Origin of the sequence: Pseudomonas ovata (genome assembly GCF_003131185.1) — a bacterium.
In the GTDB taxonomy this organism is placed as follows: domain Bacteria; phylum Pseudomonadota; class Gammaproteobacteria; order Pseudomonadales; family Pseudomonadaceae; genus Aquipseudomonas; species Aquipseudomonas ovata.
The window spans coordinates 87997-112492 of record NZ_QFFU01000021.1 but is presented as its reverse complement, the minus strand read 5'-3'; the positions used below and the strand labels follow the sequence as shown (position 1 = coordinate 112492).

The 24496-nt window shown below is 58.0% G+C and carries 22 protein-coding genes; 16 read left to right on the top strand and 6 right to left on the bottom strand.

The window, feature by feature from the left end; translation table 11 throughout:
• Positions 1 to 34 precede the first annotated feature (34 nt).
• Entirely contained in the window at positions 35 to 316 is a 282-nt protein-coding gene (locus tag DGA31_RS22615) for a hypothetical protein (protein ID WP_479681231.1), read from the top strand.
• A gap of 216 nt (positions 317 to 532) precedes the next feature.
• On the opposite strand, the gene DGA31_RS22610 is transcribed toward DGA31_RS22615, so the two are convergent.
• The 3 genes from DGA31_RS22610 to DGA31_RS22600 all read right to left on the bottom strand — a co-directional run bounded on the left by DGA31_RS22610 (position 533) and on the right by DGA31_RS22600 (position 5055).
• Entirely contained in the window at positions 533 to 2911 is a 2379-nt protein-coding gene (locus DGA31_RS22610; protein WP_193551526.1) for an ATP-binding protein, read from the bottom strand.
• 276 nt (positions 2912 to 3187) lie between these two features.
• The gene (locus DGA31_RS30095) at positions 3188 to 3622 is read right to left on the bottom strand and encodes an ABC-three component system middle component 1 (protein ID WP_206606849.1); all 435 of its coding nucleotides are present in this window, start codon (positions 3620 to 3622) and stop codon (positions 3188 to 3190) included.
• Positions 3619 to 5055, bottom strand: a complete 1437-nt coding sequence (locus tag DGA31_RS22600; protein ID WP_109514047.1) for an ABC-three component system protein — start codon at positions 5053 to 5055, stop codon at positions 3619 to 3621. The genes DGA31_RS30095 and DGA31_RS22600 overlap by 4 nt, the downstream gene beginning before the upstream one ends.
• 451 nt (positions 5056 to 5506) lie before the next feature.
• On the opposite strand from DGA31_RS22600, the gene DGA31_RS22595 reads away from it, so the two are divergent.
• The 10 genes from DGA31_RS22595 (at position 5507) to tadA (ending at position 15389) form a co-directional block, all read left to right on the top strand.
• Positions 5507 to 5701, top strand: a complete 195-nt coding sequence (locus DGA31_RS22595) for a hypothetical protein (protein ID WP_109514046.1) — start codon at positions 5507 to 5509, stop codon at positions 5699 to 5701.
• 318 nt (positions 5702 to 6019) lie between these two features.
• Positions 6020 to 6583 (top strand): NADAR family protein, encoded by a 564-nt coding sequence (locus DGA31_RS22590; RefSeq protein ID WP_109514045.1) that lies wholly within the window; start codon positions 6020 to 6022, stop codon positions 6581 to 6583.
• Between the two features lie 55 nt (positions 6584 to 6638).
• Positions 6639 to 6812, top strand: coding sequence for a hypothetical protein (locus DGA31_RS30025; RefSeq protein ID WP_193551525.1), 174 nt, complete (start codon positions 6639 to 6641; stop codon positions 6810 to 6812).
• A gap of 335 nt (positions 6813 to 7147) precedes the next feature.
• Entirely contained in the window at positions 7148 to 8989 is a 1842-nt protein-coding gene (locus DGA31_RS22580; protein WP_421958003.1) for an ATP-binding protein, read from the top strand.
• A gap of 36 nt (positions 8990 to 9025) precedes the next feature.
• Positions 9026 to 10114, top strand: coding sequence for a hypothetical protein (locus tag DGA31_RS22575; RefSeq protein ID WP_109514042.1), 1089 nt, complete (start codon positions 9026 to 9028; stop codon positions 10112 to 10114).
• Positions 10115 to 10399: 285 nt separating this feature from the next.
• Positions 10400 to 12424, top strand: a complete 2025-nt coding sequence (locus DGA31_RS22570) for a methyl-accepting chemotaxis protein (protein WP_109514041.1) — start codon at positions 10400 to 10402, stop codon at positions 12422 to 12424.
• Positions 12425 to 12709: 285 nt separating this feature from the next.
• Positions 12710 to 12895 (top strand): hypothetical protein, encoded by a 186-nt coding sequence (locus tag DGA31_RS30345; protein WP_241509635.1) that lies wholly within the window; start codon positions 12710 to 12712, stop codon positions 12893 to 12895.
• A 2-nt stretch (positions 12896 to 12897) separates the two neighbouring features.
• Positions 12898 to 13392 carry a helix-turn-helix transcriptional regulator gene (locus DGA31_RS22560; RefSeq protein ID WP_109514040.1) on the top strand — a complete coding sequence of 165 codons (495 nt, stop codon included), beginning with the start codon at positions 12898 to 12900 and terminating at the stop codon, positions 13390 to 13392.
• Between the two features lie 135 nt (positions 13393 to 13527).
• The gene (locus DGA31_RS22555; protein WP_109514050.1) at positions 13528 to 14901 is read left to right on the top strand and encodes a multicopper oxidase family protein; all 1374 of its coding nucleotides are present in this window, start codon (positions 13528 to 13530) and stop codon (positions 14899 to 14901) included.
• Positions 14901 to 15389: a tRNA adenosine(34) deaminase TadA gene (gene tadA, locus DGA31_RS22550; RefSeq protein WP_109514039.1), complete on the top strand. Its 489-nt coding sequence runs from the start codon at positions 14901 to 14903 to the stop codon at positions 15387 to 15389. Before DGA31_RS22555 ends, tadA begins: the two co-directional genes overlap by 1 nt.
• Positions 15390 to 15595: 206 nt before the next feature.
• On the opposite strand, the gene mltF is transcribed toward tadA, so the two are convergent.
• Positions 15596 to 17077, bottom strand: a complete 1482-nt coding sequence (mltF, locus tag DGA31_RS22545) for a membrane-bound lytic murein transglycosylase MltF (RefSeq protein ID WP_109514038.1) — start codon at positions 17075 to 17077, stop codon at positions 15596 to 15598.
• 215 nt (positions 17078 to 17292) lie between these two features.
• On the opposite strand from mltF, the gene purL reads away from it, so the two are divergent.
• Both purL and DGA31_RS22535 read left to right on the top strand, forming a co-directional pair.
• Positions 17293 to 21189, top strand: a complete 3897-nt coding sequence (gene purL / locus DGA31_RS22540; RefSeq protein ID WP_109514037.1) for a phosphoribosylformylglycinamidine synthase — start codon at positions 17293 to 17295, stop codon at positions 21187 to 21189.
• 4 nt (positions 21190 to 21193) lie between these two features.
• The gene (locus tag DGA31_RS22535; protein WP_109514036.1) at positions 21194 to 21505 is read left to right on the top strand and encodes a YqfO family protein; all 312 of its coding nucleotides are present in this window, start codon (positions 21194 to 21196) and stop codon (positions 21503 to 21505) included.
• Positions 21506 to 21681: 176 nt separating this feature from the next.
• Here DGA31_RS22535 and DGA31_RS22530 read toward each other — a convergent pair whose 3' ends face one another.
• Both DGA31_RS22530 and DGA31_RS22525 read right to left on the bottom strand, forming a co-directional pair.
• Entirely contained in the window at positions 21682 to 22245 is a 564-nt protein-coding gene (locus DGA31_RS22530; protein ID WP_109514035.1) for a L,D-transpeptidase family protein, read from the bottom strand.
• A 47-nt stretch (positions 22246 to 22292) separates the two neighbouring features.
• Positions 22293 to 22835 (bottom strand): NUDIX hydrolase, encoded by a 543-nt coding sequence (locus DGA31_RS22525; protein ID WP_056835513.1) that lies wholly within the window; start codon positions 22833 to 22835, stop codon positions 22293 to 22295.
• A gap of 159 nt (positions 22836 to 22994) precedes the next feature.
• Here DGA31_RS22525 and DGA31_RS22520 point away from each other — a divergent pair, with 159 nt between their 5' ends.
• The 3 genes from DGA31_RS22520 to DGA31_RS22510 are packed head-to-tail and all read left to right on the top strand — an operon-like array spanning position 22995 to position 24344.
• Positions 22995 to 23591: a CoA pyrophosphatase gene (locus tag DGA31_RS22520; protein ID WP_056835515.1), complete on the top strand. Its 597-nt coding sequence runs from the start codon at positions 22995 to 22997 to the stop codon at positions 23589 to 23591.
• Positions 23592 to 23620: 29 nt separating this feature from the next.
• Positions 23621 to 24154, top strand: a complete 534-nt coding sequence (locus DGA31_RS22515; protein ID WP_109514034.1) for a gamma carbonic anhydrase family protein — start codon at positions 23621 to 23623, stop codon at positions 24152 to 24154.
• Positions 24144 to 24344, top strand: coding sequence for a DUF1289 domain-containing protein (locus DGA31_RS22510; protein ID WP_056835519.1), 201 nt, complete (start codon positions 24144 to 24146; stop codon positions 24342 to 24344). The genes DGA31_RS22515 and DGA31_RS22510 overlap by 11 nt, the downstream gene beginning before the upstream one ends.
• Positions 24345 to 24496 lie beyond the last annotated feature (152 nt).

Here is a 24496-nt window from a genome sequence, read left to right as displayed (position 1 = left end):
GTAAACCTTTTCAACTTTACTGTCGGGTCGCATCATGGCGGGCGGGCTCCAAAGAAATCGGGAGCACAGCATCGGGCATCAACATTCGGTTTTGAATGTGGAGGTGGTGGAGCGCTTACTGAACAGTCCAATCCGTTCGGTTGTTGACCTGAAAGCCGTGGCCGATCTGGCCAAGGTCGATGGCGACCTCGGGCGCGTGGGTGGCCTGTTGAAACTTTGGCTCGCAGAGAAACGTGGCCAAGGAGCGAGCCCCGTTGAGGTTGAGGGTATGATGATTGAATTTCGCGAATTGCAGTCGTGTATTCGAGGAAAATGAGCGCTATTGTTTATGTAAAAAATGGAGACGGCACCATGCGCTGATTCTAGGCTGGCCAGTCTGAAACTAAGCTTTTAAAGTCTCGAAGGTGCTATCTGCGTTATTGTATTGAGCTATCCATGCCAAGGTGCTGGATGTCGAGCCAACGGAGGTTCGACATCCAGCACTAAATTGCTCACGTTGATAAGGCGTTTAATCTAGCCTGTCAAGAGGGAGTCAGTTGTTTTTTGCTGGGCTATATAAGAATTTATTACTTGGTATATATTCTTTCCTTTGCATTAAGTTTATGATTTTGACATTTTCCCCATGCTTTAAATACTTATAAATAAAATATCTGGCAACTTTTTCTTCGTGCGTGGAAAGGACAATTTGCTTCTCGCTGAAGTCATTGCGCAATAATTCGACCAGAGATGCCATATTTATGTCATCCATAGTCTGGACTGGGTCGTCAATTAATATGCTTGAGAATTTTGTGGAGTAGACTCTATGTAATGCGAGGGTTAGAGCGATGACGACGGCAGATATTTGGCCAGAGCTCATAGTGTTAAGAATGTCGTGATCGCTCTCCCAGTTTGAAACTAAGCGCACGTTCCTCAGTTCATCCTCGCCTGTAGGGTCTTTGATGAAAATACCATGTCCAAGCCCAGCTTGGTGCGTTTGAAGAATTTTACCGGAATAAATATAGAAAGGGATTTCGATGTCGGTGATGAGCTTTTTTCTATACTGTCGGATTTGAGTTCGAACTTTTGTGATGAGTTCGCCTAAGTCGTCAGTCGCACGCTCTAAGTTATTATATTGTTTTGTTAGTTTTTTGAGCTTTTCAGAGATGTCTTTTAGTGAGCTGAAATAGAGCGCTTTGATGTATTGTTCTTTCTTTTCTAACAGAGCAACGGTTACCAGGGAGATTTTTTCCTGTTCACTGTTGAAGTAGTCTCTGTAGATTCTTTCAAATATATTGCTACCATTCGCCTCGTAATAGCCTTCTGGTGCTACGCCGATTGCCGAGCGTATCCGCTCACATAGTTTGTCTGTTGCCTCTGTAATATAATTTTCTCTACCGGTTACTGGAAACGTTGTTGCAAGCAAATCGTTGTACTCAATCTTTTCAGATAGCAGCCATTTGCTGAGCTTGTCAAACCGCTCTTTTGCTGCCAGCGCCTTAGAAAGTGAGAGCAAGTCTTCTTGTGTAGGAGCAATAGTTTGTTCTAGGTAGGTGTTGCAAGCCTGACTCAAAGGAGACAAGAAATCTGTGTTGAATTTATCCCTGACTAATACTAAATGCCTGTCTTGCCCGGAAAGTTGTGACCGAATCAGGTGGCCATGCTGAGAAATTGCCTGAGTTAGTAAGTCATGAGTCTGGTAGTCATGGCCACAAAGCAAGCAGGCAGCTTCGTTCGGCACGCTTTGAAGCCCAGCAGACATGGCATCATGATGTTTGAGTAGTTCTGAGTAAATGGAGCTTAAACCACTCGCTTTTTCTTCTTCCTCAATGAGTGTTTGGACGGCAGATTTAAATGGTTCACTGCTATCATAGGCCAACGCTTGGAAGATCGAATCGAGATTGGTGGTGTTGCGGATTTGCTTGAGGTCACCACTTTTCAGTATTGAGTGGAATTGCTGTATTGACTGATACAAGCTATTTTTTGTGACATAAAGATCATGATGGTTGATTGAGTTGTAGTAGCCAACATAAAGCTTGAAGACTTCTCTTTGGAGCGCAGCATTCTCAAATCGACGGTTTCTGATAAAAAAGAGTTGATGTGTAAGAAGGTTTTTGATATTGTTAATTTCTTCCAGGGAGCTGTTGAGTTTTTCCTGATTCAACTCAGAAATCGTGATTGCATCCCAGAAGATTTCCTTGTTGTCCTCGGCTAACCACGGAAAGACATAGGCATGCGGCTCAGTGGTGCCAGTTGTGATGTTGGTGGTGTTATCGATTTTATACACTTGCTTAATGCTTTCGATCTGCGAAGTAACACTTCTTTTCGAGGTGGCTATCTTGCGAGAAATTTCCGTCAGCTTACTAAGCTTTTCATCGGCATCACGTGTATTACCGAAAAGCTGGGCAAGTTCTTCAGCTCGTTGTGTTTCGTTGTTCGTTTTAAGGAATCTAGAGGTTTCTTCCTGCTGTACATAATGAAATAGCAGAAAGTCTCGTGAAAAATCCTTGCTGCCAAAATATTGCTCTAGAGCATTTTTTTGCGCGGGGATAGCTTTTCCATCTATTATTTCATTTATTTCCCAAAGCTCTGCGAATCTAGATATTCTCTTCGATGTGTTAGGTATTCGGTCTTTTAGCTTTCGCTGGAATACTCTAATTTTAGAGTCTTTATCTTTGAACTCTAAGATGATCTCAACTGTTGATGCGCCTTTGTGAGCAACAACTATATCTGCAGGATTTTGGCGGTTCTCTAGAGAAATAAGTCGAGTAATATTTCCTGTAAGACCTAATTCGATTGCGTCGAAGACAGAGGTCTTTCCATATCCATTTGGTCCATCGAGCAGTACGAGATTATTATCTTCAAAGTTAATGGTGTATGGTTCATCGCCAAATACCTTGAAGTTCTTAAGGGTTATTTTGTTGAGGTTAATCATACCAATTTCTCCCACACTTCTTCGACTCGTTGATGAATATTTTCATCGGTCCAGTCCGAATCGTATGCCATCAACTGGCTGTAGATTGAGGATTGGTATAAGGATAGAGATTTGTCTATCTCGTCATTTAGATTAGTGAGTTGCTGTTCTTGAGGTGTGTAGGTAATGAATGGAAGCTTGAGTGCGATTTTTAATATAAGTGAGTAATGGTCTTTTTTGTTGGTGTGATCGTTTTTGAATGTTAGAAATTTCCTTCCGGAATTTGAGTTTATTATTTCACTTATGATGTTGTTGGTTTTTTTTTTCTATTCCATTTTCGATGATGTAGGATTCTAAGCTCTCTAGCTCGTTTGATGTGTAAGTGATGACGTTTTTCTTGAAATTGTAATGGTCTTCTTCAAGCGAAAGTATTGTTTGCCTGCTGATTTTTTCTTCTTCGTGGCAAATAAGTAAGGTGCAGTTTTTTTCGAAAGGGCGGTCTACTTTTCCAGAGTTGCTGATTTCTTCAAACAATATCTGCGCTTTTTCATGTAGTAACTCTTGCGCTGCGGTGTCAGATTGCTCCTGGAGTTGAATAGTTACGAAGTATTCTTCTCTCTTGTGTCCTTCGGGCAAACAGAAGGCATAAAAAATTCCATTAGAAGACGACGGTTCTATGTCTAGACGCTCGTAGCCATTGCTGAAAAGGATTTTGTTGATGAGTGTGATCATTGTTTTAGTGCATCCTTTGCATTAGCGATGGGGACAAGAGTTATAAGTTTTAATACTTCGTCTCTTTTGGAACGAGGATCTGAGTCCTCTGCTTTCGGAGCTTCTGTATGCACTGCCAATGTGGGGGAGAATGGGTAGGGTTCTAATCCATCGTAAATTAAGTTTTGAACTTCATAAAGTATCTCGCTCATACTTGGATTAGTTGTAATTTTTCTCTCAATCTGGGTCGGTCGTGCAATTCTTGTAATGGTTGTTGGCAGATAATGCTGATGCGGTAGCGTGGTTGTGCGATAGGTGAACTTATACTTTGGTGCGTTGTGAGTGGCGCGCTCAAAGTTGATTGTGTGTAAGATTTTTATTAGCACATGACGGATGCCCTCAGGGTTTGCGGAGAAAGCATTATCCGTATTGTTATCATGCTGGAGATAAATTTGAGGGGAGAAGCTACGGTAGTGTCTCCAGAGATCGGTCGCGCTCAGGCCTAGAAAAAGTTTTCTTGCTTCTTTTAGGTTGCAGTATTCATCTTGGTTTGAGTTATTGTAGTCCTCTGGGTCGCCCATGTACTCATCGATTAAATGGGCAAAGCCTTCTTTGAATTTACAGGCTAGATATTCTTCACCAACATCTTCATGGTCAATTTCAAGAGCTTGAACTATTTCTTCAAAGGTTATAGGGGTTTTTGTGTTTGATTGTTTGGTCTTGTGTCGATGAATGATATGTCGGTCTATCATTCCAAGAAAACAGTGAAAAGTTTTATCTTGATGCTCAGGTGTAATGACGCCATTTCTGCTGGCTAGTGAGTTAGATATCTCAGACTTTATTTTGGTGTTGATGTCATCTAGGCTGCAGAATTTATTGCCGTCATCATACTGGTAAGAGTCAAGTCTAGCGAGAGCATCATTTTGGCCGCTCAAGATAGATACTAGAATTTCATATAATTGATCTGCAGTATTTCCTTTGAAAGCGGCTCTCAGGATGGCTGCTTGCTTAGAAATCTTACTTTCATCAGAAGCGGCTTTTTCGAGTGTGGAGCTTCCGTCTTTGGGGTTTTTAGTTTGATATTGAGTTGTTATGATTCTTAGATCGTCCTGTATGGACGTTCTTAAGTCTTGGAAGGATGGCTTGGCATTTATCTGCTTCCAAGTGTGAATTTTTCCGGAGACGCCCGGTTGTTTATATAATTCTAAAGCTATTCCGAGTAGGGCGTCGGAATACTCACTGTAAGTACTAGAATTATATGCCTTTACTTGATGAAACGAGATTGGGTCTCCGACGTGCTTGATCTCGAAGTCTTCAGTAGACTCTAGTATCAAACTGTAACTCGACAGATCTGCACCCACGGGCTCTGCGTTTATCAGCTTTAGGGCGTAGTAGAGAGCGACTTTACCTTGGTAGTTGAAGCCACTCCAAGACGGCGACGCATCGAAAGCCATTAGAGAACTCCTGCACTGCATCCGTGAAAAATATGCGTACGGAAAGGACGACAGCGAGGTCATGGCGTTTCCTTACGCGCGTGCCATATTAGGCAAAAATCTCATGTCATAATGCCACTTTTCGGTTGGTTCAGTGGACATCTGTCGCTTCGCGAATCCAAATTTTCTGACGGGGGCATTGCGAGAGGCTGGACAATACGGATTTCGGTTGCATCGTGCTCACTGCTAAGCCGGTTGTTGAGGGGCTGTGGGCAATGTCAGCGCTTGGCTACAGCTCTTGTAGCTGGCTGGACGCAGCGGTATCCATGGGGATAGTCAAGGATAGGTAATCCTACGGGTCTGCGTTGAATGTCCTCAGCGAAGCATTAAACGCGCTGAAAATTGTCAGGAAATGTCCTGTAGGATCGTGAAGGTCACGCGGTTTGCTTACGCCCAAGCGCAGAGGTAGAGGATGAAAGATCGCAGTCACGATGAGGCAATGGCAGAGCTTTTCAAGGCTGATCCATTTTATGCCCTTGAATTGCTTGTCGAAATCTGCGCTGACGGTGCCGCTGATGAGCTTGCGGTACTGATGCGTCAGCTTTCTATCGGCGTTGCCTCGACGGTCATGCCTTCTGGCGGCACAAGCACGCCAGGAAAATTTTGAGGTCTCATGGTATTTTTCATGGATTTAAGTACATTTTTGTCTTTTGGCTCCTTATTTTTTTGGGGTGTAAGGGGTTATTGATAATAGAGTGGGAATGATCCCGCGTTCGGCACTGCCCGGCACGATCTAGCAAAAAACACCCTGGAGCCCGCGTAATTGCGGGCTTTTGGCTTTTTGGCTTTCGGTGCCGCTGAGGGCTGTATCCCGAAGCGTTGCGCGCAGGCATCAATCTGTGAACGTTCTCTCGCCCCGGCGTTATGGTTGCCTTGATTGTCACAGCCGCTGTAACTTCAAGCTTCCGTCAGCGAGGACATCTCATTGAGCGACTCTGAACATCTTGAACAACTGCGCACCCGTTTCAACGCTGGAGAATCTCTGAAATTCACGTTTTTCTGGGGGCACCGGCGCAGCAAGACTGTCGTCACGGCTTCGTGCTTCAGCCAATGGTTCGAGGCCGGATTCATTGTCGAGGAGCAACATTACCCGACCGCTGAGCACTTCATGATGGCCGAGAAAGCGGCCTTGTTCGATGATCATGACATTCGTGCCCAGGTGCTCCAGGCCCCGACGCCTGACGCCGCCAAAGCGCTTGGCCGCCACGTGCGCGGATTCAATGAGCAGGTCTGGCTGCACCATCGATACGACATCGTCGTTCGAGCGAACCAGGCCAAGTTCTCTCAGAATCCCCAATTGAACGAATACCTTCTTCAAACCGGATCAAACGTGATTGTCGAGGCCAGCCCGGTTGATAGCATCTGGGGCATAGGGCTCGCACAGGATAATGCCGATGTGCACAATCCGAATCTGTGGAAAGGCTTGAATCTGCTGGGGTTTGCGCTGATGCAGGTGCGCGACGAGACAGGTAGGCCAACCCCGGCGTAGTGGCCTGAGCAGGCTATTTCGAGGCTTTGGGGCCTCTATGAATCAGGAGTGATTGATGAAAGACCGTAGTCACGATGAGGCCATGGCAGCGCTGTTCCAGGCTGATCCGTCTTATGCGGCGCAGCTGCTGGCCGAGGTTGTACGTGAGGGTGATGCGGATGAAGTGGCCATCCTGGAACGGCAGCTATCAGTCGCCTTTGCCATGAAAGAAGCTGATCCGGCTGCTTGAGCGGGTCTTGACGCTACATGGCATGGCCGAACGCCCGGCACTGACCCGCGCGATCTGGCAATAACGATCCCGAAGCCCGCGTAATTGCGGGCTTTCAGGTTTCTGGATCAGCAGCAACAGCCTCTGCAATGGGTCGTCCGGAATTTCGAGGGCCAGTGCCGGTCCGATCAGCCAGAAGCAAACGATGCAAGTGGGGTCACTGGTGCGCCACAAGGTCCGGGCGCACAGCTGTTCTGCGACCACAGGATCAAGAGCAGGATTAGGCGGTCCTGTCGCTTTGCCATATTCTTTGCGCCTTCTTACAACGGACGTTCCCCAAGAGCTTGACCATGGACATGCACAGCGATTCTGCGACACACGATTACGCCCGGATCCATCGCGCCGGGGTGGACCTCAGCGGGTTGATGTCGGTGCTTGGCAAGCACCTGTATTCCACGCCCACCGTGGCCCTGCGCGAGCTGGTGCAGAACGCACATGACGCGATCCTGCGCCGGCGCCTGGAGCAGGCGGGCTGGGAAGGCGAGGGGCGTATCGAGGTGGTGGGCGACCCACAGTCGAACACCATCAGCATCACCGACACCGGCGCCGGCCTGACCGAACAGGAGATTCACGCTTACCTGGCGACCGTGGGCATTGGCTACACCCGCGGCCTGCGCGAGGCCGGTGTGGATGCCGGTGGCCTGATCGGCATGTTCGGGCTGGGCTTTCTGTCGGCTTTTGTACTGGCCAGGCGGGTCACCGTGCGCAGTACGTCCTGCCAGCAGCCGCACCTGGGGTTCTGTTATCAGTCCAGCAATGCCCAGCAGTACAGCGTGGTGGCCTGCGAGCCGCGCCCGGTGGGCACGCAAGTCATTCTGGAACTGCATGAACATCATCGCGCGCTGGCCGAGGCCGGCCGCCTGCGGGCGATCCTGGAGCGCTATTGCGCGCTGCTGGAGGTGCCTATCTATGTCGGTGCGGATACCGATCAGGCAATCAACCACGAGCCGCCGCCCTGGCGACGCGCGGCACAGGGCGATTTGCATCCATTGCAGCGGCACAAGCGGCAACTGGCGTTCGCCACCGGCTTCGAGCACACCTTCGAACCGATCTGCTGCATGCCGGTCACGTCGCGCCAGCAGCCCGACCTGCAAGGCTTGTTGTGGGTACAGGACGGCGCGACCTACGGCTCGAACGATAATCGCCACCTGAGTGTGTTCCTGCGCGGAATGCTGCTCGATGACAACGCCCGTGACTTGTTGCCGTCGTGGGCCGGTTTCATCGGTGGCGTGATCGAGTCCGGACACCTGACGCCGACGGCGAGCCGCGAAGCCTTGCAGCACGATGAGCACTACACGGCGACGCGTCACGCTGTCAGCGAAGCCTTGATCGACGGCCTGGTCGGGCTCGCCGGGCAACAGCCGCAGGCCTGGCGACGGGTGCTGTTGCGCCATAACGCCGCCCTGCTGGGGGCTACGCTGTGCGACCAGCGTCTGTTCGACCTGCTCAAGGACAGTTTGTGCATTCCGACCTCCCGGGGCGAGCTGCTGGCGCGCGACCTGGCCGTGGAGGGGGCCGTGCATGTGCTGCTAGACGGCCACAACGGCTTTGAAACAATGCTGTTCCAGGCCCTGGGTTTTCCGGTGGCGCACGGCAATCGTTATGCGGTGCTGCCGTTTCTGCGCCTGTGGTGCGAGGCGCACGGCATGCGTCTGGTCGAGTTGGGCAGCGAAAGCGGCGACCGGCAGTTGTTCACACCGGTCAGCCTGCCGCCTGCACAACGTGACTGGTTGAGCGCGCAGCTGGCCGTGGATGAAGAACTGGTGGTTGCACGGTTTGCGCCCCAGGCGTTGCCGCTGGTGATGGTCAGCAATCACGAGGCGCAGTTGAAGGCCCGGCTTGAAAGCGATGAAGCCGACCGGCGTATCGCCTCGGCCGCCTTGCACCTGGCCCGTCAGTTTACACGGCAGATAACGGCGCAAGCCGATCACCGGCTTTACCTGAATCTTGATAACCCGGCCATTGCCGCCCTGATCCGGGCCATCGACGACAACCCCTCGGGCGCCCTGGAGGCTGCGCGACTGCTCAAGGTGTTCAAGGTGATCATCGCCGGGCAGGCCGCCGTGCAGGCACCGGCCGCCCTGACCGGGGCGCTGGAAGGGCTGTCGTTGTCGATGCAGGTTTTGCTGGCCCGCTGATCAGTCATCTGAGCAATCGAATGGAGCGTGACGTACATGGATATCTGGAATTGGGTCTATACACTCAAGACCGAGTTGCGAGCGGCGGGCCACGGGCAGGCGGTCGATGTGCTGGATCGCATGCTTCGCCACACCTACAGCGTGGAGGTCACCCAGGCCCAGGCCTTGCTGCCAGAGCTCAAGGCGCACGCCAAGGCCATTGGCAATCCGTGGCTGGAGGTGTTCATCGGTCATTGGGAGATGCGCAATCGCATCGGCAGCCTGCTGGAAGGGGACGCGGCGCTGGCACAGGTGGTAGCGCTGTTCGAGCGGGCCAACCGCGAAGATGCCCAGCAATGCCCGCAATCGGTCTGCGTGACCCAGGACCTGGTGGGCTGTTATGCCAATGTCGACGGTGCCGGATGGGTCCAGGAGCGGATCGCCGTCTGTGACGAGGCCTTGCAGCGCGTTGAGCCGCAACGGGCCTGTTTTTCATGCATCAGTTATGAAAAGGCCGATGCCCTGCTCGACGACGGGCGTCCCGAGGAGGCCCTGGCGTTCCTGGAACAACAACAAGGCCGGATCCTGGCGGCCGGCAAATCGATCTACGGGGCCCTGCACGAGATCCACATGGCCGTCCTGCTGCGTTTGAACCGGCCCGAGCAGGCCTGGGCAGTGCTCCTGGAGTGGGAGGCTGGCCTTGAGGGGTACGAATGGCCGACCCAGCGCCAGTCGCGTCTGATGTTCAAGGCGCAGGTGCTGGCCCGGTTGCAGCGCGACGAGGAGGCCTGGGCCTTGCTGCTGGCCGAGGACGAGTTGATTCCGCGCTACCGTATGTTCTGGCTGCTTGCGTTCGCGGAGTTATTGCAGCGCGCCCCGCAGCGTAATAACCAGATGCTGGCCGACCGGCTTGAGCAGCTCATCGGGCAGCACCATCGCTATGGCGCGCACCGGCGGGTGATCCAGGTGGCCGCGATCAGCATTCCATTGGCCCTGCAGCGCCATGACCTGGTCCAGGCTCGGCAGCACCTGGCGCTGGCACACACGCATGTCGGCCAGTTGCGACGCGATTGTGGGGCACAGGCGCTGCTGGCGTCCCTGGCAAGTCAGATCGAGGCCGCCAGCCCGCCGCTCAAGGTCAATTGATCACGATCAGCCCGGCCGGTGGTACTGCATTCTCTTTCTTTGCGCAGTGATGTCTCAGTGACATCATTGTGTATCGAGCGTTCCAAAGCTGTACAAAAATAAAAATATGTACAACTTTTGCCGAAGTCTTCACTCTCACCTTTCACGCGCTGACTGAAACGTTTAATTACACAATCAAACGTGATGATCCCACTGAGCCAGACAGAGCCAGGCGCTACGAGAAAAGGACCGTTCTCCCCCAGCAATCCTTACCCATACCGTCCCGCTTCGGGCTGTGAGAACTCCATGAATATCCTTGCTCCTGCCGTCACCCTGGCTAATCGACTGCGCTTCTCGACCAAGTTCGGCGTGCTGGCGATCATTGTTTTGATCCCGCTGGTCATGCTCGGCACGCGTGTTGTCCAGCAGATCAATCACAGCCTGGAGGTGATTGCCTCGGAGCAACTCGGCCAGCGCTACCTGCAGGAAGTGACACCCGTACTGCGTTTTTCAATGCTGCAACGCGCGCTGACCAACCGTTTGCTCAGCGGTGATGCGACGGCGCAGGCTGATGTATCGGCCAATCAGGCGAAGCTGGAAGACGCGTTCTCCCGACTTGAAACCCTTGACCGGCAGTTCAATGCCCAACTGGAAACCAGTGACCGCGTGCAGCGTCTGCACGCCGGTGTGCAGGCGTTGATTGCGCAGGCAAAGACCGGTGTTGAGCCGGGCAAGATGTTCGACGACTGGAACGATCAGCTTATCGAGACCCTGAACTTCGTCTATTTCGTGTCGGCCACCTCGGGCATGGTGCTGGATGAAGATTTTGCCTCGCTGTTCATGATCGACCAGAGCACCTTGAGGCTGCCACGGCAGATCAATATCGTCGGGCAATTGCGCGGCCTGGCCAGTGGTCTGCGTGACGGGCAAACCTTGAGCCCGGCGACCCGCGGCGCGATCCGGTTGATGCTCAAGAACGAATTGCTGATCCGCAAGGAACTGCAGCAGAGCCTGGCACTGTTGCGCCGCAAGGAACCGGCCCTGGCCGACCGCATTCAGGCGCCGGTCAGCAGTGCCATCGTGGGCCTGGACAGTTTCCGTAACGACCTCGAAGCAGTGGTCAACTCGACCCGCGAGACCATCACAGGCGTGCAGAACCTGCCGGCCACGGGCAATGCGGTAGTGGCCGATCTGTACAAGGCGCAAGACACGCTGCAAGACGCACTGCTGGACCGGTTGAAGGACCGTGCCGAGGCGATGACCGCCGAGCGGCTGCTGATCCTGAGCATGATCGGGTTTCTCGGTCTGCTGCTGGTGTACGCCTTCAGCGGCATCTACAGTGCCATGCGCCGCACCATTAATGAGGTGCTGATGGCCACCCGACAGATCGCTCAGGGCGACCTGACGGCACGCATCGAGGTGCGCGGCAAGGATGAGATGGCCGATGTGGGCCAGGCCGTCAACCAGATGGCGCAGGCCTTCGGTGCCTCGCTGGTGCAGGTCGAGCGCAGTTCGCAGTCGGTGTCCGAGGCGGCCACGCGCATGGGGCTGTCGATCGAGCGTGCCAAGCACTCGATGAGCGCGCAGCAGAGTGAAACCGAGCAGGTCGCCACGGCCATCAACGAAATGACCGCCAGTGTGGCCGACGTCGCACAAAACACCGAAGGTGCTGCCCACGCGGCCGAGCACGCCGGCAAGTCCTCCAGTGCAGGCCTGGCGAAAATGCAGGAGACCCGTGCCACCGTCGAGGCCCTGGCCGAGGAAGTGGAACGCAGCGCACAAAAGGTCTCGGCGCTTGCCCAGCACAGCCAGCAGATCGGCGGGGTGGTTGAAGTCATCCGCAACATTGCCGATCAGACCAACCTGCTGGCCTTGAACGCTGCCATTGAAGCCGCCCGTGCAGGCGAGCAGGGCCGGGGGTTTGCGGTGGTGGCCGATGAAGTGCGCACGCTGGCTTCACGGACTCAGAATTCCACCGAGGAAATTCGCCGCATTATCCAGGAACTGCAACTGGCCACCACCGCCGCTGTCGAGCAGATGAAGACCGGCCAACAGCGCGCACAGGCCTGCATCATCTCCGCCGACGAGGCCTCGACCAGCCTGGATGCGATCAATGATGGCGTGGAGCAGATCGTGGGCATGAACACCCAGATCGCCAGTGCGGCGGTGCAGCAACATGCCGTCTCGGAAGACATCAACCGCAACGTGACCGGGATTCGCAACGGCAGCGTCGTGCTCATGGAAGGTATCGAAGACAACGCCGTGACGGCCGGGGAGCTGTCGCTGCTGGCGAGCGAACTGCGCACGGTGGTGGCGCGGTTCAGGTTGTAAGGATTCCGGGCGGATCCAGTGCTGGATGCCGCCGTTTCAATGACAAACATCCTGATGGATGACACATTTCCTCAAAAAGCCACGTTCACGTGGCTTTTTGCTTTCTACTACGCTGATTTCTTGATCTGGCGCGTTTGCTTGAGCCAGTGATGCCTGTCTTTTTGGTTGTCAATTGACAACCATTTTTTTGTCTGAATACTGAGGCTATTCATGAGGCGTCCTACGCATCCAGGGAAGGAAATCGAAGAAGCCTTGAAGTTTGCAGAGGCTCAGGGCTGACGTGTGATGACTGGCGGTCATCACGCGTGGGGACGGATTTATTGTCCCTATAACGATGCTGAATGTCGCTGCGGTGAATTCTGTATCACCAGCGTCTGGAGTACGCCCAAGAGCCCGGGCAACCATGCGCGTGCGCTTCGGCGGGTAGTCAGCAACTGCGCGCGGCAGCGTCAGCAAGACGATGAGGAATGAGCATGGAATATCTATTCACACTCAAATATCAATTGAGCGAAGGTCATGAAGATATGGCAGCGTTGGTCGAGCGCCTTGCAGAGGCGGGCTGCGACGATGCGCTGGTCGGTATCGGTCAGCCGGGACGGCTGGCGCTGGAGTTCAATCGGGACGCCAAAAGTGCAGATGCCGCTCTGTACAGCGCGCTGGCCGATGTCCAGGCAGCCGTGCCTAGCGCCAGATTGATCGAGGTTGCGCCGGATCTCGTGGGCTTGAGCGATGTAGCTGACATTGTGGGCATGTCGCGCCAGAACATGCGCAAGCTTATGCTGGGTCACCCCTCAAGCTTTCCGGTGCCAGTCCATGAGGGCAGTTCTTCACTATGGCATCTGGTCGATGTATTGACCTGGGTGAAGGGGCGTGGCGGGCAGACCGTGACAGCGAGCATGCTGGAAATCGCACAAGCGGCCATGCATGCCAATATCGTCAAGGAGCAAAAGCGGCTGTCTCAGTCGTAGAGCTTTGCCCAAGATTGGTGCGCACTGTACCTGCGTCGAAATGCCGATCTTACGCATTCGTATTCGGGAGTGTATCGTAATGCCCCCTCGCATCCGCCCGCGGATGCACTCGTCGTGCTCAAGGTGTTCGCGCTCATGTCCTTTACCCGTCGCCAGATTCTCACCGGCATCGCCGGCCTTGCCGTGGTCGGCCTGGGCGCGGGTGGCGCGGCGCGCTACTGGTTGGGCCAGCGCGGGCCGGGGGAGGGGCATGATTTCGAACTGATCGCCGCGCCACTGGATGTGGAGCTGGTGCCCGGCCACAAGACCCCGGCCTGGGCCTTTGGTGGCACTGCGCCGGGCACCGAGCTGCGGGTGCGCCAGGGCGAGTGGCTGCGCTTGCGTTTCATCAACCATCTGCCGGTCGAGACCACCATTCACTGGCATGGCATCCGGGTGCCGCTGGAGATGGACGGTGTGCCCTACGTTTCGCAGTTGCCGGTCAAGCCGGGCGAGTACTTCGACTACAAGTTCCGCGTGCTGGACGCTGGCAGTTTCTGGTACCACCCGCACGTCAGCAGCAGCGAAGAGCTGGGGCGCGGGCTGGTGGGGCCGTTGATCGTCGAGGAGCGTGAACCCACCGGCTTTGCCCATGAGCGTACGCTCAGCCTGAAGAACTGGCATGTCGATGAGGTCGGGGCCTTTACCGAGTTCAGCGTGATCCGCGAAGCGGCGCGCGAGGGCACGGCCGGGCGCTTGTCGACGATCAATGGCGAGCACCGCAGTGTGATCGAGCTGCCGGCCGGCGAGATTACCCGGGTGCGGCTGCTCAATCTGGACAACACCGTGACCTATCGCATCAACTTGCCGGATGCCGAAGCGCGGATCTATGCCATTGATGGCAATCCGGTCGAGCCCCGGCCGTTGGGCAAGGATTACTGGCTGGGGCCGGGCATGCGCCTGTGCCTGGCGGTCAGGGCGCCGGCGGTCGGTGAAGAATTGTCATTGCGCAACGGCCCGGTACGCCTGGGCACCTTGCGCTCGGTGGCCAGCACGGGCACGGGTAGCGACTGGCCACCGGCCCTGCCGGCCAATCCGCTGCCCGAGCCGGACCTGGGGCAGGCCGAGACGATCAACTTCAACTTCGAGTGGGTCGGCTCGGTGTCCGAGGGCACGGCCGACGGCAAGCCGCCGAGCCTGTGGCAGATCAATGGCCAGGCCTGGGACATCACCGACAAGACCTGTGCCGAGCGGCCGATTGCCCGGCTGAAACTGGGCAAGAGCTATATCTTCGAACTCAAGAACATGGCCCAGTACCAGCATCCGATCCACTTGCATGGCATGAGCTTCAAGGTGCTCAAGTCCGACAGACGCAAGATCATTCCGTATTTCACCGACACCTTCCTGCTGGGTCGCAACGAGCGTGCCTGGGTGGCGCTGGTGGCCGATAACCCTGGCGTCTGGATGTTCCATTGCCATGTGATCGATCACATGGAAACCGGCCTGATGGCCGCCATCGAGGTGTCGTGATGCGCCAGCCCGTGATTATCGACCGTAGCCGCGACCAGGATTTCATGCGCGAGGCGCTGGCCCTGGCCGCGCAAGGGGCGGCGCTGGGCGAGGTGCCGGTGGGGGCCATCGTGGTCGTGGACGGGCTGGTGGTGGGGCGCGGCTATAACTGCCCGATCAGCGGCCATGACCCCAGTGCCCATGCCGAAATGGTAGCGATCCGCGATGCGGCGCGGGCTCTGAGCAATTACCGACTGCCGGGCAGCACCCTGTACGTGACCCTGGAGCCGTGCAGCATGTGCGCGGGCCTGATCGTGCATTCACGCATCGGCCGGGTGGTGTATGGCGCGCTGGAGCCCAAGGCCGGCGTGGTACAGAGCCAGGGGCAGTTCTTCACCCAGGGCTTTCTCAATCATCGAGTGCTGTTTGAAGGCGGGGTACTGGGCGAGGAATGCGGTAGCGTGCTGAGCGAGTTCTTCCGCAAGCGCCGGGCACTGCAAAAAACCTGAGAAAATTACCCCCCGTAGGAGCGCGCTTGCCGGAATGCCGGACCACCGCGACCGAGTGCGCAGCGCTCGCAAAATTTGCCAGACGCCACAAATGCTGAGCTGTGGACGCCTCTAAAAACTATGAAACGCTGAAAATTTACGACTGCTAACGCACTCGGTCGCGGGCAAGCGCGCTCCTACCGTGGCCCATGTTTGCTGCGCGATCATCAAGGCGTGGCAGGCGGTACAGGCGCCGGCGGCTGGGCCCCGGCCGGCGCGGTCTTGTCGACGCCGGGCACATGCAGCTTGCCCTCGGCGACCTGGCTGCCTTCCAGCTGGGGTTGGGTCACCCAGGTCAGGATGTCGTAATAGCGGCGGATGTTGGCAACGAAATGCACCGGCTCGCCGCCACGGGCATAGCCATAGCGGGTCTTGCTGTACCACTTCTTCTGCGACAGGCGCGGCAGCATTTTCTTCACATCCAGCCACTTGTTGGGATTAAGCCCCTCGTTCACCGCCAGTTTGCGGGCGTCTTCGAGATGGCCGCCGCCAACGTTGTAGGCCGCCAGCGCCAGCCAGGTGCGGTCGGGCTCCTGGATGTCCTTGTCGAGCTGCTCTTTCACGTAGGCAAAGTACTTGGCGCCGCCCTGAATGCTTTGCCGGGCATCCAGACGGTTGGTCACGCCCATGGCCTGGGCGGTGTTCTGGGTCAGCATCATCAGCCCGCGCACGCCGGTCTTGGAGGTGACCGTGGGCTGCCACATCGATTCCTGATAGCCGATGGCTGCCAGCAGACGCCAGTCGACCTGCTCTTTCTTCGAAGAGGTCTGGAAGAATTTTTCGTATTTGGGCAGGCGTTCCTGCAAGTGCTGGGCGAAGGTGTAGGCGCCGACATAGCCCAGCACGTCGACATGGCCGTAATAACGGTCCTTGAGGTGTTGCAGGGTGTCGTTCTTCTCGACCTTGGCCAGGAAGGCGTTGATCTCGTTGAGCAGGCTGTTGTCCTCTCCGGACGCCACGGCCCAGCGCTGCTGGCGGGTCTCGCCCAGGTCGAAGGCGACCCGCACGTTGGAAAAATACACCTGGTTCATCGCCAGTTCGTTGGAATCCACCAGGGTCAGGTCGATCTGCCCTTCATCGACCATGCGCAGCAGGTCGACCACCTCGACCGCGTCGGACTCTTCGTATTCCAGCGCCGGATACTGCGCCTTGAGGGTGGCCAGTTGCTCGGCATGGCTGCTGCCCTTGAGCACGATGATGCGCTTGCCGACCAGGTCGGCGCCCTCGGTAGGGCGCGACTGGCCATTGCGGTACACCACCTGCGGGGTGACCTCCAGGTAGGGGCGCGAGAAGCGCGCCTGCTGGCTGCGCCTTTGCGTTTCGATCAGGCCGGCGGCGCCCAGTACCGGGCCGTCGGGTTGCTGCAAACGGTCGAACAGTTCATCGAGGTTGTCGGCGGTTTCGATCTTCAGCTCCACCCCCAGGTCATCGGCAAAACGCTTGACCAACTCGTACTCGAAGCCGGTTTCACCGTTGCGGTCCTGAAAGTAAGTGGCCGGGCTGTTGCGAGTGATTACGCGCAGCACGCCGTCCTCCTTGACTCGCTCCAGTGTGGTGGGTTTATCCACACAGGCGCCGAGCAGCAGGAAGAGTCCGGTTGCGATGAGCCATCTGACGCAACGAATACGGAAAGCGGGTTGGGAGAACATCGGTGCAGTATACGCAAACGGCCCTGAGCGCCATATATCGACAGCAAAGCCTGCGTCTGATAAGAAAACCGGCTGTTTTCGATCTGTCGAGGCTCAAACAGGTCGGTGCGACACGGCGGCGCATGCCGTGCAGCCGTTTTGGGTGCCAGAAGGACCGCTTTAGGCTAGAATGCGTGGCCTCAAAGTACACCCCCCTTCCCGAGGCTGTCCCGACGATGTTGATCCTGCGTGGTGCTCCTGCCCTTTCTGCTTTCCGCCACAGCAAATTGCTGGAACAACTGAAACAAAAAGTTTCAGCTGTCAGTGGCCTGTACGCCGAATTCGCTCACTTCGCTGAAGTCGACGGCGCCTTGAGCGACCAGGAGCACCAGGTGCTCGAGCGGCTGTTGAAATACGGCCCGAGCGTGCCGGTCCAGGAGCCCAATGGCCGCCTGTTCCTGATCGTGCCGCGCTTTGGCACCATTTCGCCATGGTCGAGCAAGGCCAGCGACATTGCCCGCAACTGCGGCCTGGACAAGATCCAGCGCCTGGAGCGTGGCATTGCCTTTTATGTAGAAGGTTCGCTCAGCGATGCCGAGGCGCAAGCCGTCGCCGCTGTACTGCACGACCGCATGACCCAACTGGTGCTGACCTCCCTGGACCAGGCTTCGGCCCTGTTCAGCCATGCCCAGCCGCGGGAAATGACCTCGGTTGATATCCTCGGCGGTGGCCGTGCCTCGCTGGAGAAGGCCAACGTCGAGCTGGGCCTGGCCCTGGCCGAAGACGAGATCGACTATCTGGTTACCAGCTTCACCGGCCTCAAGCGTAACCCGAACGACATCGAGCTGATGATGTTCGCCCAGGCCAACTCCGAGCACTGCCGGCACAAGATCTTCAACGCCAGTTGGGACATCGACGGCCAGGAACAGGAAAAAAGCCTGTTCGGCATGATCAAGAACACCTACGTGATGCACAGCGAAGGTGTGCTGTCGGCCTATAAAGACAACGCCTCGGTGATCGTCGGCCACGTGGCCGGGCGCTTCTTCCCGAACGCCGAAACCCGCCAGTACGGCGCGGTCAAGGAGCCGGTGCACATCCTGATGAAGGTCGAGACCCACAACCACCCGACCGCCATCGCACCATTCCCGGGGGCCTCCACCGGCTCCGGCGGCGAGATCCGCGACGAGGGAGCCACCGGTCGCGGTGCCAAGCCCAAGGCCGGCCTGACCGGCTTTACCGTCTCCAACCTGCAGATTCCCGGTTTCGTGCAGCCCTGGGAGAAGCCGTACGGCAAGCCCGAGCGCATCGTCACCGCGCTGGACATCATGATCGAAGGCCCGCTGGGCGGCGCTGCGTTCAACAACGAATTCGGCCGTCCGGCCCTGACTGGCTACTTCCGTACCTTCGAGCAGTCGATCAGTACCCCGCACGGCGACGAAGTACGCGGCTACCACAAGCCGATCATGCTGGCCGGTGGCATGGGTAACATCCGTGCCGAGCACGTCCAGAAGGGTGAAATCACCGTCGGCGCCAAGCTGATCGTGCTGGGCGGCCCGGCCATGCTGATCGGCCTGGGCGGCGGCGCCGCCTCGTCGATGGCCACCGGCACCAGTTCGGCTGACCTGGACTTTGCCTCGGTACAGCGCGAAAACCCGGAAATGGAGCGTCGCTGCCAGGAAGTCATCGACCGTTGCTGGCAACTGGGTGACAAGAACCCGATCGCCTTCATCCACGATGTCGGCGCCGGTGGCCTGTCCAACGCCTTCCCGGAGCTGGTCAACGACGGCGGCCGTGGCGGCCGCTTCGAACTGCGCAACGTGCCCAACGACGAGCCGGGCATGGCCCCGCTGGAAATCTGGAGCAACGAATCGCAAGAGCGCTACGTGCTGGCGGTCAGCGCCGAAGACTTCGAGCGCTTCGAAGCCATCTGCGAACGCGAGCGTTGCCCGTTTGCCGTCGTCGGTGAGGCCACTGAAGAGCCGCACCTGACCGTGACCGACAGCCACTTCGGCAACAGCCCGGTCGACATGCCGCTCGAAGTGCTGCTGGGCAAGGCGCCGCGCATGCACCGTTCGGTTCAGCGTGAAGCCGAGCAGGGCGATGATTTCGACCCGAGCGTGCTGGACCTGGCCGACAGCGTGCAGCGCGTGCTGCACCACCCGGCCGTGGCCAGCAAGAGCTTCCTGATCACCATCGGTGACCGCAGCATCACCGGCCTGGTGGCCCGCGACCAGATGGTCGGCCCCTGGCAGGTGCCGGTGGCCGATTGCGCCGTGACCGCCACCAGTTTCGACGTCAACACCGGCGAAGCCATGGCCATGGGTGAACGCACCCCGCTGGCACTGCTCGACGCCGCCGCTTCGGCGCGCATGGCGGTCGGCGAGACGCTGACCAACATCGCGGCCTCCCGTATCGACCGCCTTTCCGATATCAAGCTGTCGGCCAACTGGATGTCGGCCGCCGGCCACCCCGGTGAAGACGCCCGCCTGTACGACGCGGTCAAGGCCGTGGGCATGGAGCTGTGCCCTGAGCTGGGCATCACCATTCCGGTCGGCAAGGACTCGATGTCCATGAAGACCCGCTGGAGCGACGAAGGCACCGAGAAGAGCGTGACCTCGCCGATGTCGCTGATCGTGACCGGTTTTGCCCCGGTCGCCGACATCCGCCAGACCCTGACCCCGCAACTGCGCATGGACAAGGGCGAGACCGACCTGATCCTGATCGATCTGGGCCGTGGCCAGGATCGCATGGGCGGCTCGATCCTTGCCCAGGTGCATGGCCTGCTGGGCCGCAGCGTGCCGGACGTGGACGATGCCGAAGACCTCAAGGCTTTCTTCGCCGTTATCCAGGGCCTGAACGCCGACGGCCACCTGCTGGCCTACCACGACCGCTCCGACGGCGGTCTGATGGCCACTGTGCTGGAAATGGCCTTTGCCGGTCATTGCGGCCTGCAACTGTGCCTCGACGGCCTGGCTGAAAACGCCTCTGAACTGTCGGCCATCCTCTTCAACGAAGAGCTGGGGGCGGTCGTCCAGGTGCGCCAGGATGCCACTGCCAACGTGCTGGCCCAGTTCAGCGCCGCTGGCCTGTCGGACTGCGTGGCGGTCATCGGCAAGCCGCTCAACAACGACGAAGTCTCGATCAGCTACGGCGGCGCTACCGTATTCAGCGGCCAGCGTCACCAGTTGCACCGCGAGTGGGCCAAGACCAGCTACCAGATCCAGCGCCTGCGCGACAACCCCGAGTGCGCCGACCAGGAGTTCGACCTGTTGCTCGAGGAAGACAACCCGGGTCTCAACGTCAAGCTGGGCTTCGACGTCAACGACGACATTGCCGCGCCCTACATCAAGAAAGGCGTGCGCCCGAGCGTGGCCGTGCTGCGCGAGCAGGGCGTCAACGGTCAGGTCGAGATGGCCGCTGCTTTCGACCGCGCCGGCTTCAACGCCATCGACGTGCACATGAGCGATATCCTCGGCGGTCGCGTCGACCTCAACGCGTTCAAGGGCCTGGTTGCCTGCGGCGGCTTCTCCTACGGCGACGTGCTGGGTGCCGGTGAAGGCTGGGCCAAGTCGGCCCTGTTCAACGCCCGTGCCCGTGATGCCTTCCAAGGCTTCTTCGAGCGCGCCGACAGCTTCACGCTGGGCGTGTGCAACGGTTGCCAGATGCTCTCCAACCTGCACGAGCTGATTCCGGGCAGCGAGTTGTGGCCGCACTTCGTGCGTAACCGCTCCGAGCAGTTCGAGGCGCGCGTGGCCCTGGTGCAGATCCAGGAATCGCCGTCGATCTTCCTGCAAGGCATGGCCGGTTCGCGCATGCCGATCGCCATCGCCCACGGCGAAGGTCATGCCGAGTTCGCCAGCAGCGACGCCCTGGCCCTGACCGACGCTTCCGGCACCGTGGCCCTGCGCTACGTCGACAACCATGGCAAGGTGACCGAAACCTACCCGGCCAACCCGAACGGTTCGCCACGCGGTATCGGTGGCCTGACCAGCCGTGACGGTCGCGTGACCATCATGATGCCGCACCCTGAGCGGGTCTTCCGTGCCGTGCAGAACTCCTGGCGTCCGGATGACTGGAACGAGGACGCGGCCTGGATGCGCATGTTCCGCAATGCGCGCGCCTGGGTGAACTGAGTCGATGTATAAACTCGCGTTCTTCGTCCCGACCAGTCATCTGGAACCGGTGAAGAGCGCGCTGTTTGCTGCAGGGGCCGGGCGAATAGGCGACTACGATCATTGTGCCTGGCAGGTCCCGGGCCAGGGCCAGTTCCGCCCGCTGGACGGCAGCCAGCCGTTCATCGGGCAGGGCGGAGTGGTCGAGCAGGTCGAGGAGTGGAAGGTCGAACTGGTGGTCGCCGACGAGCACATTCGTGCGGCGGTGGCGGCCCTCAAGCTCAGCCACCCCTACGAAACACCGGCCTATGACGTGTGGCGGCTGGAAGATTTCTGACGCTGGCGCACAGCAAGCGCGCTCATCAAACACAATGCATCATCGGCACGAAAATCGCCTCCGTAGGAGCGACCAACGGTCGCGAATGCCGCAGTTGATCATGTGGGTCTTTTCGCGACCGTTGGTCGCTCCTACAGGTCGGGTGTTTGCTGCGCGCCAAGGCAGCGGGTGATCGCCTACGGTCTGATCTCGATCATCGTGCCGTCTTTCACCAGGTCCCATATCTCGCGCATGTCGTTGTTCTTCAGCGCGATGCAGCCCTCTGTCCAGTCCAGCGTATGGAAATACCATTCCGGGTATTCTTCGTCGATGGGCGTGCCGTGGATCATGATCATGCTGCCGGGCTTGACGCCCTCGCGTCTGGCCCGCTCGCTGTCGGCGGCGTTGGGGTAGGACACGTGCATCGACAGGTTGTAGCGGCTGCTCGGCTTGCGCCAGTCGAGCCAGTAGAAACCTTCGGGCGTGCGCTTGTCGCCCTCCTGCAGCTTGGTGCCCTTGGGGTTCTTGCCCAGCGAGACCCGATAGGTCTTGAGCGCTTCGCCGTCACTGATCAGTTGCAACTGGCGCGCCGACTTGATGACCAGCACCTTGTCGATCTTGCGCTCGGACAGTTTGACGGTGTTGATCACCTTCTCGCCGATAATCTTCTGCTCGCTGCCCTTGGGCACGATGGTCTGGGTGAAAGCCGCCTGGGAGGCGGAGGCGAACGACAGGCACAGTACGGCGAACAACCAACGCATGGACGTTTTCCTGAAGGCACATGCAAGATGTGCCGGACGTGGGGCAATCAAGTGGGGCGTGAGGCCGGCAGCACTTGGGTGTGGACCGGATAGTGCTGCTCACGGCGGTCGGCGAAGAAGCATTCTAGGGTACGCCTGACCGTCATGAAAGCCAGGTCGTGCCAGGGGATGTCGGCTTCGTCGAACAACTGCACCTCCAGGCTCTCTATCCCGGCGGCAAACCCGCTGCCGGCCAGTTCGGCCCGGTAGAACACATGCACCTGATTGATGTGCGGCACATCGATCACGGCATACAGGTGCATGTCCTGCAGGCTGGCGCAGGCTTCCTCGACGGTTTCGCGGCGGGCGGCCTGTTCGACGGTCTCGCCGTTTTCCATGAAGCCGGCCGGCAGGGTCCAGAAGCCGTGACGCGGCTCGATGGCCCGACGGCACAGCAGCACCTTGTCACCCACAGTCACCAGGCAGCCGGCGACGATATTGGGGTTCTGGTAATGAATGGTGTGGCAGTGGTCGCACACATAGCGCAGGCGGCTGTCGCCGTCGGGAATGCGCTGGGTGACCGCCTGGCCGCAATGGCTGCAGAAATTCATGGCGTGTTTCGATCCGTGAGGGCAGCCGTCATCTTGGCCTGCCATGCGTGCGCTCAGCAAGTTTTCATGTGCGGCGCTCATCAAGTTGCTGCGCTAAGGCTTGGGCGGGCAGGCGCTTTTGGTGCATGATGCGGGGTAGCCAACCGATCGAGATTTCCCATGCTGGATGAGCTGCTGAGTCGTGTAAGCCGTCATACGCCAGAGATCCTTGAGACGGATCGGCGCTTTCCCGAGGCCGCTGTCCTGTTGCCGGTAACCCGCAGCGACAAGCCCGAACTGGTGCTGACCCTGCGCGCCAGCGGTCTGTCGACCCACGGCGGCGAAGTGGCTTTCCCCGGTGGCCGGCGCGATCCTGAAGACCCCGACCTGGTGTTCACCGCCCTGCGCGAGGCCGAGGAGGAAATCGGCCTGCCGCCGGGGCTGGTCGAGGTGATAGGCCCGTTGAGCCCGGTGGTCTCGCGCTATGGCATCAAGGTCACGCCTTACGTCGGCATCATCCCGGATTTTGTCGAGTACCGTCCCAACGATGACGAGATCGCCGCGGTGTTCAGCGTGCCGCTGGAATTCTTCCGCCAGGACGTGCGTGAGCACACCCATCGCATCGACTATGAGGGGCGCAGCTGGTACGTCCCCAGCTACCGTTATGGCGAGTACAAGATCTGGGGGCTGACCGCGCTCATGATCGTCGAGCTGATCAATGTGCTGTACGACGCCAATATCAGCCTGCAGCGCCCACCTCTGTCTGCCAAGACCTGAATCCCTGCAAGAACGCCTGAGGACCTGCCATGAAATACCGCCTGGGGGACGCCCGCGTCCAGACCCACTCCGACAGCTGGATCGCGCCCACCGCCACCCTGATCGGCCAGGTCCGCCTGGAGGCGGGCGCCAGTGTCTGGTTCGGCGCCGTGTTGCGCGGCGACAATGAACTGATCCATATCGGCGAGAACAGCAACGTGCAGGACGGCACGGTCATGCACACCGACATGGGCTGGCCGCTGACCCTGGGCCGGGGCGTGACCGTTGGCCACAACGCGATGCTGCACGGTTGCAGCGTCGACGACTACAGCCTGATCGGCATCAACGCGGTGATCCTCAATGGCGCGAAGATCGGCAGGCATTGCATCATCGGCGCCAACGCCCTGATCGGCGAGGGCAAGGTCATTCCCGATGGCTCGCTGGTCATGGGCTCGCCGGGCCGCATCGTGCGTGAGCTCACCGATGCCCAGAAAAGCATGCTCGAAGCCAGCGCCGCGCATTATGTGCAGAACGCCCAGCGCTACGCCCGCGACCTGGCCGAGCAGTCCGACGATGAGCGTTGAGGCCCTGCCCGAAAAGCCCGTGCGCTCGCCTTGCGTGAGCATTTGCGCGCTGGATGACGACGACATTTGCACCGGCTGCCAGCGCAACGTCAGCGAAATCACCCGCTGGAGCCGCATGAGCAACGACGAGCGGCGTGCGGTGCTGGTGCTATGCCATGAGCGGGCCAAGGCCAGCGGAATGCTGCTGTAGGTGTAATGCCGATCTGTCAGGGGGAATTTCGTCAGACGCTGAACGTCTGGCAGGGCGTTGTGCTCCAGGCAGCGATCCGGCGATAAGGCCAGCAAAGCCGATCTATCTGCTGCGTCTGTTCCCTAGCCATCGCCGGCAAGCCGCCTCCCACA

What these genes read in the sequence shown, in the direction of transcription:
- DGA31_RS30025 (WP_193551525.1), top strand. Translation starts at nt 6,639, where the DNA reads ATGAAAGACCGTAGTCACGATGAGGCCATGGCAGCGCTGTTCCAGGCT.
- DGA31_RS22575 (WP_109514042.1), top strand. Translation starts at nt 9,026, where the DNA reads ATGGATATCTGGAATTGGGTCTATACACTCAAGACCGAGTTGCGAGCG.
- DGA31_RS22510 (WP_056835519.1), top strand. Translation starts at nt 24,144, where the DNA reads ATGAGCGTTGAGGCCCTGCCCGAAAAGCCCGTGCGCTCGCCTTGCGTG.
- tadA (WP_109514039.1), top strand. Translation starts at nt 14,901, where the DNA reads ATGCGCCAGCCCGTGATTATCGACCGTAGCCGCGACCAGGATTTCATG.
- DGA31_RS22570 (WP_109514041.1), top strand. Translation starts at nt 10,400, where the DNA reads ATGAATATCCTTGCTCCTGCCGTCACCCTGGCTAATCGACTGCGCTTC.
- DGA31_RS30095 (WP_206606849.1), bottom strand. Translation starts at nt 3,622, where the DNA reads ATGATCACACTCATCAACAAAATCCTTTTCAGCAATGGCTACGAGCGT.
- DGA31_RS22600 (WP_109514047.1), bottom strand. Translation starts at nt 5,055, where the DNA reads ATGGCTTTCGATGCGTCGCCGTCTTGGAGTGGCTTCAACTACCAAGGT.
- DGA31_RS22610 (WP_193551526.1), bottom strand. Translation starts at nt 2,911, where the DNA reads ATGATTAACCTCAACAAAATAACCCTTAAGAACTTCAAGGTATTTGGC.
- DGA31_RS22580 (WP_421958003.1), top strand. Translation starts at nt 7,148, where the DNA reads ATGCACAGCGATTCTGCGACACACGATTACGCCCGGATCCATCGCGCC.
- DGA31_RS22555 (WP_109514050.1), top strand. Translation starts at nt 13,528, where the DNA reads ATGTCCTTTACCCGTCGCCAGATTCTCACCGGCATCGCCGGCCTTGCC.
- DGA31_RS22560 (WP_109514040.1), top strand. Translation starts at nt 12,898, where the DNA reads ATGGAATATCTATTCACACTCAAATATCAATTGAGCGAAGGTCATGAA.
- DGA31_RS22615 (WP_479681231.1), top strand. Translation starts at nt 35, where the DNA reads ATGGCGGGCGGGCTCCAAAGAAATCGGGAGCACAGCATCGGGCATCAA.
- DGA31_RS22525 (WP_056835513.1), bottom strand. Translation starts at nt 22,835, where the DNA reads ATGAATTTCTGCAGCCATTGCGGCCAGGCGGTCACCCAGCGCATTCCC.
- mltF (WP_109514038.1), bottom strand. Translation starts at nt 17,077, where the DNA reads ATGTTCTCCCAACCCGCTTTCCGTATTCGTTGCGTCAGATGGCTCATC.
- DGA31_RS22515 (WP_109514034.1), top strand. Translation starts at nt 23,621, where the DNA reads ATGAAATACCGCCTGGGGGACGCCCGCGTCCAGACCCACTCCGACAGC.
- DGA31_RS30345 (WP_241509635.1), top strand. Translation starts at nt 12,710, where the DNA reads ATGACTGGCGGTCATCACGCGTGGGGACGGATTTATTGTCCCTATAAC.
- purL (WP_109514037.1), top strand. Translation starts at nt 17,293, where the DNA reads ATGTTGATCCTGCGTGGTGCTCCTGCCCTTTCTGCTTTCCGCCACAGC.
- DGA31_RS22595 (WP_109514046.1), top strand. Translation starts at nt 5,507, where the DNA reads ATGAAAGATCGCAGTCACGATGAGGCAATGGCAGAGCTTTTCAAGGCT.
- DGA31_RS22520 (WP_056835515.1), top strand. Translation starts at nt 22,995, where the DNA reads ATGCTGGATGAGCTGCTGAGTCGTGTAAGCCGTCATACGCCAGAGATC.
- DGA31_RS22535 (WP_109514036.1), top strand. Translation starts at nt 21,194, where the DNA reads ATGTATAAACTCGCGTTCTTCGTCCCGACCAGTCATCTGGAACCGGTG.
- DGA31_RS22530 (WP_109514035.1), bottom strand. Translation starts at nt 22,245, where the DNA reads ATGCGTTGGTTGTTCGCCGTACTGTGCCTGTCGTTCGCCTCCGCCTCC.